Annotated in this window: 15 protein-coding genes and 1 tRNA gene; 6 read left to right on the top strand and 10 right to left on the bottom strand. The window is 63.9% G+C overall.

Annotated elements, in window-relative coordinates; genetic code table 11:
* Positions 1-131: 131 nt before the first annotated feature.
* Positions 132-1,157 (bottom strand): LacI family DNA-binding transcriptional regulator, encoded by a 1,026-nt coding sequence (locus FIV09_RS15395; RefSeq protein ID WP_152451246.1) that lies wholly within the window; start codon positions 1,155-1,157, stop codon positions 132-134.
* 141 nt (positions 1,158-1,298) lie between these two features.
* On the opposite strand from FIV09_RS15395, the gene FIV09_RS15390 reads away from it, so the two are divergent.
* Positions 1,299-1,375: transfer RNA gene (locus tag FIV09_RS15390), tRNA-Arg, on the top strand.
* A 25-nt stretch (positions 1,376-1,400) separates the two neighbouring features.
* Here FIV09_RS15390 and FIV09_RS15385 read toward each other — a convergent pair.
* A complete protein-coding gene (locus FIV09_RS15385) occupies positions 1,401-2,105 on the bottom strand; it encodes a hypothetical protein (RefSeq protein WP_152451244.1) in 705 nt (234 codons plus the stop codon).
* Positions 2,077-2,361 carry a hypothetical protein gene (locus tag FIV09_RS15380; RefSeq protein WP_152451242.1) on the bottom strand — a complete coding sequence of 95 codons (285 nt, stop codon included), beginning with the start codon at positions 2,359-2,361 and terminating at the stop codon, positions 2,077-2,079. The genes FIV09_RS15385 and FIV09_RS15380 overlap by 29 nt, the downstream gene beginning before the upstream one ends.
* A gap of 184 nt (positions 2,362-2,545) precedes the next feature.
* Here FIV09_RS15380 and FIV09_RS15375 point away from each other — a divergent pair, with 184 nt between their 5' ends.
* The 4 genes from FIV09_RS15375 (at position 2,546) to FIV09_RS15360 (ending at position 6,199) form a co-directional block, all read left to right on the top strand.
* A complete protein-coding gene (locus FIV09_RS15375) occupies positions 2,546-3,085 on the top strand; it encodes a hypothetical protein (RefSeq protein ID WP_152451240.1) in 540 nt (179 codons plus the stop codon).
* Between the two features lie 147 nt (positions 3,086-3,232).
* Positions 3,233-3,865: a ribonuclease HII gene (locus FIV09_RS15370; protein ID WP_152451238.1), complete on the top strand. Its 633-nt coding sequence runs from the start codon at positions 3,233-3,235 to the stop codon at positions 3,863-3,865.
* Between the two features lie 94 nt (positions 3,866-3,959).
* Positions 3,960-5,069 (top strand): site-specific DNA-methyltransferase, encoded by a 1,110-nt coding sequence (locus tag FIV09_RS15365; RefSeq protein ID WP_305793793.1) that lies wholly within the window; start codon positions 3,960-3,962, stop codon positions 5,067-5,069.
* A 254-nt stretch (positions 5,070-5,323) separates the two neighbouring features.
* Positions 5,324-6,199, top strand: a complete 876-nt coding sequence (locus FIV09_RS15360) for a DMT family transporter (RefSeq protein ID WP_152451234.1) — start codon at positions 5,324-5,326, stop codon at positions 6,197-6,199.
* Positions 6,200-6,204: 5 nt separating this feature from the next.
* Here the strand turns inward: FIV09_RS15360 and FIV09_RS15355 are convergent, their stop codons facing one another.
* The 7 genes from FIV09_RS15355 to ectA form a co-directional block, all read right to left on the bottom strand.
* Entirely contained in the window at positions 6,205-6,945 is a 741-nt protein-coding gene (locus FIV09_RS15355) for an aspartate/glutamate racemase family protein (RefSeq protein WP_152451232.1), read from the bottom strand.
* Positions 6,942-8,096 carry a M24 family metallopeptidase gene (locus tag FIV09_RS15350; protein ID WP_152451230.1) on the bottom strand — a complete coding sequence of 385 codons (1,155 nt, stop codon included), beginning with the start codon at positions 8,094-8,096 and terminating at the stop codon, positions 6,942-6,944. The genes FIV09_RS15355 and FIV09_RS15350 overlap by 4 nt, the downstream gene beginning before the upstream one ends.
* A complete protein-coding gene (locus tag FIV09_RS15345) occupies positions 8,093-9,172 on the bottom strand; it encodes a pyridoxal-phosphate dependent enzyme (protein ID WP_152451228.1) in 1,080 nt (359 codons plus the stop codon). Before FIV09_RS15345 ends, FIV09_RS15350 begins: the two co-directional genes overlap by 4 nt.
* A 132-nt stretch (positions 9,173-9,304) precedes the next feature.
* Complete coding sequence (locus FIV09_RS15340; RefSeq protein ID WP_152451226.1) at positions 9,305-10,735, bottom strand: aspartate kinase; 1,431 nt, start codon at positions 10,733-10,735, stop codon at positions 9,305-9,307.
* Positions 10,736-10,755: 20 nt separating this feature from the next.
* Positions 10,756-11,148, bottom strand: coding sequence for an ectoine synthase (locus FIV09_RS15335; protein WP_152451224.1), 393 nt, complete (start codon positions 11,146-11,148; stop codon positions 10,756-10,758).
* A gap of 5 nt (positions 11,149-11,153) precedes the next feature.
* The gene (ectB, locus tag FIV09_RS15330; RefSeq protein WP_152451222.1) at positions 11,154-12,449 is read right to left on the bottom strand and encodes a diaminobutyrate--2-oxoglutarate transaminase; all 1,296 of its coding nucleotides are present in this window, start codon (positions 12,447-12,449) and stop codon (positions 11,154-11,156) included.
* 62 nt (positions 12,450-12,511) lie between these two features.
* A complete protein-coding gene (gene ectA, locus FIV09_RS15325; RefSeq protein WP_172975751.1) occupies positions 12,512-13,045 on the bottom strand; it encodes a diaminobutyrate acetyltransferase in 534 nt (177 codons plus the stop codon).
* Positions 13,046-13,314: 269 nt separating this feature from the next.
* Between ectA and FIV09_RS15320 the strand changes: the two genes are divergently transcribed.
* Positions 13,315-13,905, top strand: a complete 591-nt coding sequence (locus FIV09_RS15320) for a MarR family winged helix-turn-helix transcriptional regulator (RefSeq protein ID WP_371417718.1) — start codon at positions 13,315-13,317, stop codon at positions 13,903-13,905.
* Positions 13,906-13,925 lie beyond the last annotated feature (20 nt).

Genomic DNA, 13,925 nt, shown 5'->3' with positions numbered 1-13,925 from the left:
TGCCCCGGCAGCAAAACACGATTCGTTGGGGATCGAGAGCACGCGCAGCCTGACATACATCGATTCCATGACAGTCAGGTGACGATCCGTCCGAACCTTGACGTGCGGCGATGCCGCCCCGTTTCGTCGTTTCAGCGCTTTTTCAGGGTCTCACCGACAGCGACCTTCGGGGTCAGCTCGACAATTCGGTCGATCTCGGCGTCGGGGTTCTCGACCAGGGCTGCGACTATCTCAGCCGCCTTGCGCCCGATCTCGGTGCGCGCGGCGTCCATGGTGGCCAGTTTGCGGGGCAGACCATCCAGAAGCTCGACGCCATTGAAGCCCGCAAGTCCGATCTGACCCGGAACGTCGATGCCCTTGTCGAGGCAGTAGAGCAGGCCACCCGCGCCGATCATGTCATTGGAATAATAGATGAAATCGAGCTCTGGCGTCCGTTCCAGTATGGCCTCGGTCATCTCGCGACCCTTGGCCAGCGCGGACCCGCCCGAGTAGAATTCCTGGTCCATGACCTCCACCCCGGCCTTGGCGAGCGTCTCGGTGAAGCCCTCGAACCGCTTCCGGGCGCGGTGATCGAGCGGCATCTTGGTGCCCAGAAAACCGATATTCGTGTAGCCCGCCTTCAGGATCGCCTGGGCCATTTCGCGGCCCGCCCGCCGGTGCGAGATCCCGACCATTGCGTCGATCGGCGTGCCGTCGGTATCCATGATCTCGACCACGGGGATGCCCGACGCGGCCAGCATGGCGCGCGAGGCGTCCGAATGCTCAAGCCCCGCGATGATGACCGAAGACGGCCGCCAGGACAGCATCTCGTAAAGGACGCGCTCTTCCTTTTCGGGCAGATAATCGGTCACACCCACGACGGGCTGAAGATCCGTGTCCTCCAGCACCGCGCTGATGCCGGACATGACCTCGGGAAAGACCATGTTGCGCAGGCTGGGAATGATGACCGCCACGAGGTTGACACGCTGACTGGCGAGCGCGCCCGCGATCTTGTTCGGCACGTAGCCCAGCGATTTCGCCGCCTCCAGGACCTTTTCGCGCGTCGCACCCGAAACATCGCCCCGGTTGCGCAGAACACGGCTCACGGTCATTTCGGAAACGCCGGACGCTTCAGAGACATCCCGGAGTGTCAGCGGGCGGGGGGGCGTGTCGGCCAAGGGCTGCGTCCTCAATTATTGAGCGTTACCGGTAAAGTAGACTGATGCGATGTGAAGTCACAAGCGTCAGAGTGGGAGGCGCGGGATTTGTGCGATGCGGGGTGACACGGCTCCGCGCGCGCGCTAGACCCGATGCCGTGCGGCTCCGTGGCTCAACTGGATAGAGCAGCCCCCTCCTAAGGGGCAGGTTGCAGGTTCGAATCCTGCCGGGGTCGCCAGCACGCCTAAGCGCACATCCGGCGGTCAGAGCACCTCGATCACGCCCTTGTCGACGGCCAGAACATATCCGCGTTTGGCGATGGTCTTGACCAGAAGCTCAGAGACCAACTGATTTCCCAGACCGTCGCGCAGGCGCTTGATCCGCGTGGCGCCCGCGGCTTCGTCGCAATCGGACTCGGACCGGCCCGTAATCATGGACTCGATCTGGATGCCGGTCAGCATCTCCTCGTCGAGCCGCGCCTCGGCCAGCACGGCCAGCGTCTCCATCATCGCCTCGGTCAGCTTGAAGCCCATCGTATTGAGATACACGGTGTTCTCCTCCCGGCTGATGACCAGCGAGGAGACCTCGATCCCGGAGCGCTCCACCGCGGCCATCCGGCGGTTTAGCGTGACCAGCATCACCAGAAAGACCAGTGCGGCGACCAGCATGGCCGTGGCGAAGACCAGGAGCACGAAGATCACCACGCGGTAGCTTGCCAGCGTCTCGGCGAAGGCGGTGCCGGATTGTGCGAGGATCTCGAGGAGTTTGACCTCCGCCTGCGCGGTCAGATCGTCATTCTCGATGAAAAGCCGTTCGACGCGATCGTTGAACGCGCCCGCATCGGGCAGGGTAAAGAGCAGCCACGCGCCCAGGCCCGCGAGCATCAGGACGATCGCGGCAAGTCCGAGGGTCACGATCCGCGTGCCCGAACGGCGGGCCTCAGTAACGGAGGTAGTTGGGTCCGGCACTCGCCTTCCTTTCTTCGAGGCCCGAAGCGTCGAAAACCGACACCACGTTCAGAAGCGCCCAGCCTTCGGCGGCAAGACGCGGGGTCAGGGCGCGGCGCGCGGCGGCCTTGGTGCAGGCGCCGTCGCCGATCTCGGCCACACCGTAATGCAGGCGCAGCGGGCTTTCGCGCTTGGCCTTGTAATCGGCGTAGCACGCGGCCTCTGCGGCATGCGCGGTCCCGAGCGTCAGGGCCAGTATGAGAATGAGCTGTTTCATGGGGTCGACACTGCGCCAGCCCGCGCCGTCATTCAATATCGCGGCGCATCTCGCGGGCGTTATCGCATAGCAGACCGGCTGACATTGAGCGACGAGGCCCTGCCGGGGGAGCCTTGGGTATCGGCGATCCGGTTCCGCGAGGGACCAGAGGTCGCATTCCGCAGACCCGCTGAAGGAGGCTCCCATGGCCCGACGTTTCATCACCCTTGTTCTGGCTGCTGCCACTGCGCTCAGCCTTCTTTCCACGCAGGCGCGCGCCGCTTCCAACGAAGACATCGCGAAGATCGCGGGCGGGGTCGCGCTCCTGTTGATCCTGGGCACGGCCATTGATGCCGCTCAGGAGGATGACGACGACGACAAGAAGAAGGACAAGAAAAAGAAGCAGAAGCAGGCCGAAGAGACAGCCTGGTACGACCACCACGCGCCCTTCCGCCCCGGCGTTCACAAAGGCTATCCCGGCCAGGTGAAGAACGGGTCGCATTATGCGCCGCACCATCAGCATGCGTCGCCGCGCACGCTTCCGCCGCAATGTCGCGTGCGCCTGCCCGTGGCCGAGGATCGCAAAAAGGGCTTCTACCTGTCGCGTTGCCTTAAGCGAACCTATCCCGCCTTTGCGCGGCTACCTGCGGCTTGCAACATCAAGACCAGGTATAACGGCCGCAAGATCGTGGGCTTCTGGGAACGCTGCCTCGACAAGCGTGGCTACCACACACCGCGCCACTGAACGCGGACCGACGCGAGCGAGCAGGGCGGCGGGCAGACCCCATCCCGCCGCGAGGGACAGGCCGAGGCAGGGCCTGTCCCTCCTTTTGTGCGGGTTTCACGCGATGGGGGCTGGTGCGGCGGCGCGCGGCTTGGCAGGAACGGGGACATGGCTGGACCGACAGATCAGTATGAACAGGCGCAGATCGCCGCAGGGGCCCGCCGCGTCGTCGGCGTCGACGAGGTCGGACGTGGCCCACTTGCGGGGCCGGTCGTGGCCGCCGCGGTGGTCTTCGATCCGGCACGTCTTCCTGCCGGGCTCAATGACAGCAAGGCGCTGAGCAAGGCACGGATCGAGGCGCTGGCAGCCGAAATCGCGGAAAAGGCCGAGATGGCCATCGGCATCGCCACGGTCGAGGAGATCGATGCGATGAACATCCTGCGCGCCTCGCACGTGGCCATGCTGCGCGCGGTGGCGGGCCTGACCGCGCCGCCCTGTCACCTGCTGATCGACGGCAACATGATCCCCCGCGACTGCCCGCATCCCGCGACTGCGGTGATCAAGGGCGACAGTCGTTCGGTGAGCATCGCAGCGGCCTCAATTGTGGCGAAATCGTGGCGCGACAAGGCGATGCGGGATTTGGCGCAACACTTCCCCGGATATGGGTGGGAGACGAATGCGGGCTATCCGTCAAAAAGCCACAGGATGGCGTTGGAAAATCTTGGCGTGACCCCACACCATAGAAAGTCTTTCAAGCCGGTACACAATATCTTGTGGCAAGGTAAAAACCCAAGTCCCTGATTCAAAAAACAAATTGACCACGAATCGCCTTTGACTCAGTCTTTGTCCAACCGATGAGAGCGCATAAGCGCCGAAGTCTTGGGGCAGAGACAAAATGACGAAGATGACCAATCTGACGAGCGCGAACGCGCTCCCTCTCAACACGATTCTGCAAGGCGACTGCATCGCTGAGATGGAGGCGCTTCCCGAGGCGTCGGTCGACCTGATCTTCGCCGATCCACCCTATAACCTGCAACTCAAGGGCGAGTTGCACCGTCCCGACAACAGCCTCGTGGACGCGGTGGACAATGACTGGGATCAGTTTCAGAGCTTTCAGGCCTATGACACGTTCACCCGCGCCTGGCTGAAGGCCGCACGCCGGCTTCTGAAGCCCAACGGCGCGATCTGGGTCATCGGGTCCTACCACAACATTTTCCGGGTCGGCGCGGCGCTGCAGGATCAGGGCTACTGGATGCTGAACGACGTGGTCTGGCGCAAATCCAACCCGATGCCGAATTTCCGCGGCAAGCGGTTCACCAATGCCCATGAGACGATGATCTGGGCCTCGAAATCCGAAGGGGCGAAATACACCTTCAACTACGAGGCGCTGAAAGCGTTGAACGAAGGCATCCAGATGCGCTCGGACTGGGTGCTGCCGATCTGCAATGGCGGCGAGCGGCTGAAGGGTGCCGATGGGCAGAAGGCGCATCCGACCCAGAAGCCCGAAGCGCTTTTGCACCGAGTTCTGGTCGGATCGACCAATCCCGGCGACGTGGTGCTCGACCCGTTCTTCGGCACCGGCACGACGGGCGCCGTGGCCAAGATGCTGGGCCGCGACTGGATCGGGATCGAGCGCGAGGCCGCGTATCGCGAGGTGGCCGCCGAACGCATCGCCAAGGTCCGCAAGTTCGACAAGACCGCGCTCGAGACGATGAAACCCAAGCGCGCGGAGCCGCGCGTGCCCTTCGGGCAGCTGGTGGAGCGCGGCATGCTGCGCCCCGGCGAGACTCTGACCTCGCCCTCGGGCAAATCGGCCAAGGTGCGTGCTGACGGCACGCTGGTCGGGCTCGACGTCAAGGGATCGATCCACCAGGTGGGCGCGCATCTCGAAGGCGCGCCGTCCTGCAACGGCTGGACTTACTGGCACTTCAAGCGCGACGGCAAGACCGTGCCGATCGACGTGCTGCGCCAGCAGATCCGCGCTGAGATGGCCGAAAGCGGCTAAACCTTCCGAATTTCAGTTACCGCCAGTGCTTCACACAGCCTGTGAAGCGCCACTTCCCCGCCTGCCGTTCGGTTGGCGGGGCTTTTCGTGCAAAGGCCTCGGCTTGCCTTCCGGTCCCGTCCGCGTCAGACCTCGCGGAAGAAGAAATGCACAAAGCTGATGTGTCCAATCGGGCCTCGAACGTTCCGTTTCAAGGGGTTGGATGATGCTCTCTGGCTCCGGTTATGTGGATTTCGTCATAGGGAGGGACCTGCATGGATGTTCGCGCGGTAATGATGGGGTTGGCTTTCGCGGCCATGTGGTCGTCGGCCTTCACATCGGCGCGGGTCATCGTGCAGGCGGCACCCCCGCTTTACACCCTGTCATTGCGCTTCTTCATCTCGGGGCTGATCGCAGTGGGGATCGCGCGGGCCATGGGCCAGACCTGGCATCTCAGCCGTGCGCAATGGCGCGCGGTGGTGATTTTCGGACTGTGCCAGAACGCGATCTATCTCGGTCTGAACTTCATCGCGATGCAGCAGGTCGAGGCATCGCTGGCGGCAATCATTGCGTCGACCATGCCGCTGATCGTGGCGCTTCTTGCCTGGACGATCTATCGCGAATCCCTGCCTGCCATGGGCGTGGCGGGGTTGTTCGCGGGCATTGTCGGTGTCGCCATCATCATGGGCGCGCGGCTGTCGGGCGGGGCGGACCTGCCGGGTATCGCACTGTGCATCTTTGCGGCGCTGTCGCTGGCAGTGGCCACGCTGACCGTGCGCAACACCAGCGCCAAGGGCAACGTGTTGATGGTGGTGGGCTTGCAGATGTTCGTGGGGGCGGTCGCGCTGGCTCTTCCTGCGCTCCTCTTCGAGGAGCTGGTCATCGCGTGGTCGGGTACGTTGGTCTTCGCGTTCTGGTACACGGTCCTGGTGCCGGGTGTGCTGGCCACGCTTGTGTGGTTCCTGCTCGTCGACCGGATCGGCGCCACGCGCAGTGCCACATTCCACTTCCTCAACCCGTTTTTCGGCGTGGTCATCGCCTGGGTGCTGTTGGGCGAGCCGCTGAGCCTGTGGGACGTCTTCGGCGTGGTGATCATCGCGGGCGGGATTCTCGCGGTGCAGCTTGCACGAGCCGAGGCGCGCAAGGGCTAGGCGCCTCAATGCTGCGCGAAAAGCTGGCCCAGATCGGACCGCTGATCGTCGATCCCGGCAAGGCGCAGCATGTGCCAGGCCAGCACCTGGTTCGAAGACAGGACCGGGAGGCCAAGGGCCTCTTCCAGCGGCGCGATGACGCCCAGGGTGCGCAAGTTGGTGCAGGACAGAAAGAGGGCATCCGCACCGCCCGACGCCATCAAGGCCCGGCTCGCCGCGATGATGGAATGCGGCGCGATGCGCACGACCTTTTCCTCCGCCGCCTCGTTGAACGTGCCGAAAAGGGGCGTCTCGATCCCTTCGGACAGGAGGGCGGAGCGCAGACGTTCCGACACCGCGGCGACATAGGGCGACAGGATGGCGAGCCGCCGCAGACCCAGTGCCTGTGCGGCGGCCACAAGCGCGCTGACAGGGTTTGTGACCGTGTCGGTGGGCACAGACCCCGCGACCAGCCTTTCGACCTCCGCGCGTCCGATCACGGCGGCCCCCGAGGTGCAGCCATAGCCGACCGTCGCAAAGCGCTGGGCCTGCGGCAGAAGGCGTGCGGCAGCGGGCAGGGCCTCCGCCATGGCGCCGAGCGTCTCTTCCGTGACCGCGTCGCCCGAGGGCACGCGGCTCGTAAGGAGGTTCACGCGCAAGGGGATGAGGTCGCGCATGTCCCGCTCGAGGCTTTCATCGGCGGATAGCACGATCAGCCCGATCCGCGCCTCGTCGGCGGTGATGCTGTCATAGGCGAACTGGGTCATATCGGCATCTCCGGCAGGGCCGGGCCGGACGGCGTGGAGAGCCATTCAGCGCCATCCTCGCGCAGGACGATGTTTTCCTCATGGACCATAAGGCGCCCGCCGGGCAGGGCGACCGACGGCTCCAGCGTCAGGACGGTGCCTGCGGGCAGGGGGGTGTGATCGGCGGGGATGATCGAGGGCCATTCGGTAAGCTGCTGCCCAAGCCCGTGCCCGAAACGGCCTGCCTCCTCCGCCGCACCGCCGTCAGAGGCCACCGCCGCCATGGCGTAAAACAGCGCAGCCGCTGTCACGCCTGCCCGCGCGACCGCAAAGCCCGCCGCTGTCGCATCAATCAGCCGGGCATGGGCGTCCCGGATATGGGCCGGGGCAGGCCCCATGGAGACGTTGCGGTCGAAGTCACAGAAATAGCCCGCGCGGATCAGACCGGTGTCGAGCATGACCACATCGCCCCTGGCCAGCGGCGCGTACGTGGCGGGCGAGATCACGTCGAGATAGCCGCCCTGCGCTGCGGCACCCGCCACGTAAGGCACCCAATCCGCACCCTCCGAGAGGCACAGCGACTGGAAATCACGAAAGACCGTGCTGAGCGGGCGGCCGACCGACAGGATCTCGGGCAGACGCGCGAAGGCGCGGTCGGCCACCCCGCAGGCCGCGCGGATGGCGGCGATCTCGGCCTCGGATTTGACCATGCGCAGGGTGCGGACGAGGTCGCCATCCGGACCGAGCTGCCGCGATCCAAGCGCCTTCTCGAGCGCGAAAAACCCCGAGAGCGGCATGCGCAGATGGCTCTCCATGCCCATGGGCAGGCCGATGGTCGCGTTAGGCGGGGTGTGCTCCGCAAGGGTCGCGGCCAGAAGAGAGATGCCGTCATCTTCGAGGTCTGGCGCGCGCCAGGTGCGGATATCGGTGATCCAGGTCGTCTCCATCAAGGCGCGGCCGATCGTGGGAATCACGGCGATCGGAGCGCCCTCGGCGGGGACGACAAGAAACCACGGCCGGGTCGGGCTTTCCCAGAAGCGCGTCAGAAAGCCCGAGAAATAGCGGATATCGGGCTCCGTCGTCAGGAGCAGCGCCGCGAGACCGGCCTCGGCCATCGCCGCTTGAGCGCGAACCACGCGGGCGCGGTATTCATCGGGCGCGAACCCCGTCATCCCGGCGTCTCGGTCAGGAAGGCCAGAACGCGGGAGATTGCATCAAGGCTAAGTGCTGCGCGGAAGGGGGCGCTTTCCATCAACGCGGCTACCCCGGCGGCGCCCGACGGCGTGGTGCCGAGGTCTGCGCGGTCGAGCGCGGGCAACAGCGCCTCCGCCTCCTCATCCGATAGTGTCATCACCGCATCGGCATCGCGCGCGAGGCCCTTCAGGGCGATGAGCGACGCCTCCTTGCAATCGAGCCGCCCCATGGACGAGACGGGGCCTTCGGTCGCGACCGCATGTCCGGCGGTCAACGATGCGGCGATGCAGGGTGCAGCCTCCGGCTCTACCACGATGACGCATGGCATATCGCCCCAAGCCTTGCGCGCGCTCGCGGCCACAGCGGCGGCAAGGCCACCCACACCGGCCTGCACGAAGATATGGGTGGGGGGCGTTTCGATCTGTCGGATCACCTCATCCATCAGCACGAGGTAGCCCTGCATCAACACGCGCGGCACATTTGTGTAGCCCTGCCAGGAGCTGTCCGACAGAAGCTGCCAGCCATGTTCCTTGGCAGCTTGTGCGGCGGCCTGCATGCTGGCCTCGTAATGGGCGCCTGCGCGCACGACCTCGGCGCCCTGCGCGCGCAACCGGTCCGCGAAGCCCTCGGGCACCGTGTCCGACAGGTAGATCGCAGCCTCGGCGCCGAAGATGCGCGCGCCCGCTGCCACCGACAGGCCGTGATTGCCCGCACTCGCAGTGACGTAGCGCCGCCCTGCCAATGCCGTCGACAGGTCCGCAGCCCCGGTCTCGGCGGCATCGCGCGCGATCACATGTGCCGCGCCGAGGGCCTTGAACGACCCGAGCCCCATGCGCCCGCGTTCGTCCTTCAGCGACAGGCGTGCGACGTGCCCCATCGTGGCGAGATCGGGCGTATCCACAAGCGGGGTCTCCGCCGCAGCAGGGCATTGCGCGAGAAGCGCCAGGACGGGCGCGACATCGTCTTCGGGGAGGGGGATGTCCTCCGGCAGATCGAGGGCCTTGTCTGTCGCGCGGAAGGGGTTCGGGTGCAGCTGGGCCACGGCAATCTCCATCTCGTTGAGACGAGTGGGACCGTCATGCCCGGCCTTGTCAATTGCGCGATGGCGCCGGGCTTGCGCCGCGTGCATGCAAAAAGGCCCCGGACTGGGTCCGAGGCCTTTTCGTTTTTCATCCTAGGGATCAGATCAGGCGACGAGTTTCGGCGCCTCTTTACCCTTTCCCATGAAAGTGTCGTGCAGGATCTTGACGCATGTGTCGCGGTCGTCGCGGTTCACGACGAACTGCGCGTCTACCGTCCGTGTTGTCTGGTGGGCCGAGATTACGTCGATCCCTGCTTCGCGTAGGGCGCCGAGGCCGCGCTCCAGCACATGCAGACCACGCAGATCCCGCCCGATCACGGAGACGATGGCGGTGGACCGCACGCTCACATCCGAGCCGGGATAGCTTTCGTGCAGGCGCTTTTCGGTCTTGCGCAGTGCACTCAGCGGCGCATCGACATAATGCGTGATCGTGTTGGCATTGGAAGTCTTCGAGACGATGCGCATGTCGAACTGTGCGAGCAGTTCAAGGATGCGGGCGTCGTAGCCCTTCACACCGACCATGTCCTGCTCGAAAAGCTCCAGCGCGAAGACATCGACTCCGCAGACGATCTCGGCGACGCCCTGTTCGGCCTCCGCCTCGTCGATCAGCGTGCCCGGGTCTTCCGGCTCGAACGCATTGGTCACGCGCAGCGGCACCTGTGCCTGACGCAGGGCCTTGGCGGCGGTCGGGTGGATCGCTTCCATCCCCATGTTCGACAGCTGGTCTGCCACGTCGTAGTTGGTGTGACCAAGCTTGCGCACGTTCTCGGCACCGACAAGGTTCGGATCCGCCGAAGACAGGTGGAATTCCTTGTGGATGATCGCCTCGCGCGCTTTCGTCAGCGATGCGATCTGGCTGAACGTGACCTCGGAATAGCCGCGGTCATACTTGTTCATCAGGCCCTCGGCGCATTGCGCGTAGCCCGTGATGATCGGCATTTCCGCGTCGAGGTCGACATCCTTCAACCCGTCGTGAATACGCTCGTCGAGGTCCATGACGCGGTCATCGCGCCATCCCGACAGGTCCACGAACCGCGCGTTCACGCCATTGCGGCGCAGAAGCAGCGTGGTCACGTAGGCCGAATGCGCCTCGCCCAGGCCCGACAGCATCTCGCGCGTGACGGACATATGCTGCGACAGGCGGAAATGCCCGTAGGAGCAGAGGCGATGCAGGTCGATCAGGCAGTTGCGGACGCCCTCCACCCGTTCCCGGACGAAATCGTTCGCGTCGCTCTTGTCGGCCGAATGGGTCAGAAGCCCGTCGTGCGCCTCGCGCATGAGCTTGTCGACCTTGGAGAGCGCGCCCATCCAGCCGTGCTCCTCGGTGTTTTCGGCAAAATGAGCGTAAACGCCCGGCTCGCCGCTTTTCTTGTGCTCGAGAAGCGCGTTGGTGATGCCCGCAAAGGCCGAGACGACAAACATCCGCCCGTAATCGGGGCTGCCGACCTGGAAGAGCGGCTCAAGCAGCTCGTCCAGGCGCGACATGGAGGTGCCGCCGATCTTCTCGACCGTGTGGTTCTTGAATTCGGTAGCCATGATATGCCTATCAGCTTTGGTTAAGCCGCCTCGTCAGGAGCAGCGTAGGAGCCGTCTTCGCGGTGCACTTCGTGGCCGGTGACCGGCGGGTTGAAGCAACACGCCATGACGAGCTCTTCCTCGGCCCGCAGCGTGTGCTTGTCATGCTGGTCGAGTGCGTACATCACGCCGGGCTTGATCTCATGCGTCTCGCCGGTGGCCAGATCGGTGATCGAGCCCTTGCCGGACATGCAATAGACGCTCTCGAAGTGGTTCTTGTAGTGGAACGTGTGCTCCGAACCGGCCTTCAGATAGGTGATGTGGAACGAGAAGCCCATCTTGTCGTCGGCCAGAAGCATCCGGACCGAGGTCCAGTCCGCATCGGAGACGGCACGGTCGGTGCCCTTGAGTTGGTTTTCGTCGCGAACGATCATGTCTGTTACTCCGCTGCAATTTTGTTGGTGGCGGACGCTTCGCGGACGGCTTCGAGCAGAATGTCGAGGCCCTTCTGAAGCGTCTCGGTGGGAACGGTCAGGGCGACAAGCACCTTGACCACTTCGTCATCGGCGCCCGATGTCTCGATGATGAGACCTTTCTCGAAGGCGCGCGCGCAAATATCGGAGGCCATTTCGCCGGAGCCGACATCGACGCCCTGCATCATGCCGCGACCCTTGAGCTTGGCGCCCGGGATCTCGTCGGCGATGACCTGCAGACCGGCGGTCAGCTGCACAGCCTTTTCCTGAACCTTCGTCTGGAAGCTGTCATCGGCCCAGAACTTCTCGAGCGTGACGCGGCCCGTGACGAAAGCATGGGTGTTGCCCCGGAACGTGCCGTTATGCTCGGCCGGTTTCCAGATGTCGTACTGCTTCTTGATCAGAAGCGCCGCGAAGGGCAGGCCAAAGCCCGAAAGCGATTTCGCCTGGGTGATCATGTCCGGCTTGATGCCCGCCTCCTCAATGGAGAAGTAGGTGCCCGAACGGCCACAGCCCGACTGGATGTCGTCGATGATCAGCATCGCGCCGTGCTTTTCGGCGAGCTTGGCAATGCCCTGCATCCATTCGATGGAGGCCGCGTTGAGGCCACCTTCGCCTTGGATCGGCTCGAAGATGAAGGCCGCGGGCGCGTCGATGCCCGAGGACGTGTTCTCCAGCATCATCTCGATCTGGCTGAGCGTGTCGACGCCTTCGCCGAACGCACCGTCATAGGGCATGTGCGTCACGCCGCAGAGACCGCCGCAGGAATTGCCGGCGCCGGCACGCTTCGACGCGTTCCCCGTCAGGGACAGAGCACCCATGGTCATGCCGTGAAAGCCGTTGGTGAAGGTGATGATGTTGCGACGGCCAGTGACCTTGCGCGCCAGCTTCATCGCGGCCTCGACCGCGTTGGTGCCGGTGGGGCCGGTCATCATGATCTTGTAGTCGTCCATGCCGCGCGGCTGCAGGATGTGGCTCTCGAAGGTCTCGAGGAAGCGCGCCTTTTCGGCCGTGTACATGTCGAGACCATGCGCGATGCCGTCGCCCATGATGTGCTCGACGAGGGCCTGCTTCATGTCCGGGTCATTGTGCCCGTAATTCAGCGAGGAGCAGCCCGCGAGAAAGTCGATATAGGTCTTGCCGTCGGCATCGGTCATCTCGGAACCGACCGCCTTGGTGAAGATGGTATCGAAGTTGCGGCAATAGGAACGCGCCTCGGATTCGCGGCGCTCAAAAATATCTTTCGTAACGGTCGTCGACATGGGACGTCCTTTCATCGGGGATTATCGGGAAAGTGGAGGGGAGGCGGGGTGCGCGGCCCGTATCAGGCCGCGCTTTCGAGGATCGCCTCGCGGAAGGTGATGGTGACCATGTGCTCGGTCGCGTGCTCACCATTGAAGTGCGTGTCGCGCGTGAAATGCGCTTCGGAGGAGAGGATTGCGTTGTTCTTGTCCGCGAACCGCTGGAACAGCGCCCAAGAGGCGTCGTTGTCGAGCGTGATCGTCGTGTTCATGCGCTTGCAATCGCTGGCTTCTTCGCGCGCCATGAGGGCGGATAGCATGCGCGTGCCAAGGCCCATGCCGCGTGCGGAAGCGGAGACTGCAACCTGCCAGACGAACATCGTGTCGGGGTCGTGGGGCGTGATATAGGCCGAGATCCAGCCAACGATCTCACCGTCCAGATCCGCCACGACGCACGTGTCGCGGAAATGGTCCGCCTGGAGCAGGTTCGCATACATGGAATTTTCATCCAGCGGCTTGCAGCTGCGGATGAGCTCCCAGATCGCGGCACCGTCTTCGCGCACGGGTTTGCGGAAGGTCACTGTTCCGGTGGTGTTGGTCTCTTGCAAGGTTTGCACGGGTCTCGCCTTTTACACAATTTGCTTTGCTTCACTAAGTGTAATGCATCTGCATAATACTTCAAGGTGCTAAGTAATTTCATTTGGTCCGCCATCTCACAGCCGCCCGAAGACCCTGCGTTTTATGGCCATAACGCGTATATAGCGTGGCTTCAGGCGGTGGGTAGGCGTGCCGCACTGCGACAAAATCACTTGTGCATGTAAAGTATAGGCTAGCATATTGTAATGAAAGATAGTAAGCCTAACTAAGTTTCATGTTGGACAAGAAAATGACCCTCGACGCGGATGGGCGCGACGCGCTTTCAACAGATCAGAACGCCGCCGCGCGCGCATTCGGTACAGGACCCGAACAGCGTATGGACAGAACCGATACCAGCCTCGTCGCGATACGCCGTATCCTGCGTGCAACCGAAGATTATGGCCGCAATCTCGCGCGCGATGCCGGGCTGACTGCCGTGCAGCTCCGCGTGCTGCAGATCGTGGCGGAGACCGGCAATTGCCACCCGTCCGAGATCGCGAACCGGATGGGGGTCAGCCAGGCCACAATTTCCGTGCTGATCAAGAAGTTGCAGAATTACGGGCTACTGGAGCGGCAGCAATCCGTCGCGGATCGCCGACAGATCGACCTGACCATCACCGATGCCGGGAAGGCGCGCCTCGATGCGGCGCCCAACGCCCTGCAACAGCGCTACGTTCAGCAATTCGAAAGCCTGCCCGAGTGGGAGCAGTCGATGATCGTTTCGGTGCTGGAACGCGTGGCGATGATGCTCGACGAGGGCAAGTACGACGCCTCACCGGTCCTCGCCACCGGCGAGATCGCAAAGGTCGAGCGCGAGGCGCATAACCGCGTCAAGGCCTGAGAAGCGGGCGTCGATCACGC

The sequence above is a fragment of the Roseivivax sp. THAF197b genome, assembly GCF_009363255.1.
Taxonomy (GTDB): Bacteria; Pseudomonadota; Alphaproteobacteria; order Rhodobacterales; family Rhodobacteraceae; genus Roseivivax.
The sequence above is the reverse complement of the archived record's forward strand: the minus strand, read 5'-3'. Positions and strand labels throughout refer to the sequence as shown.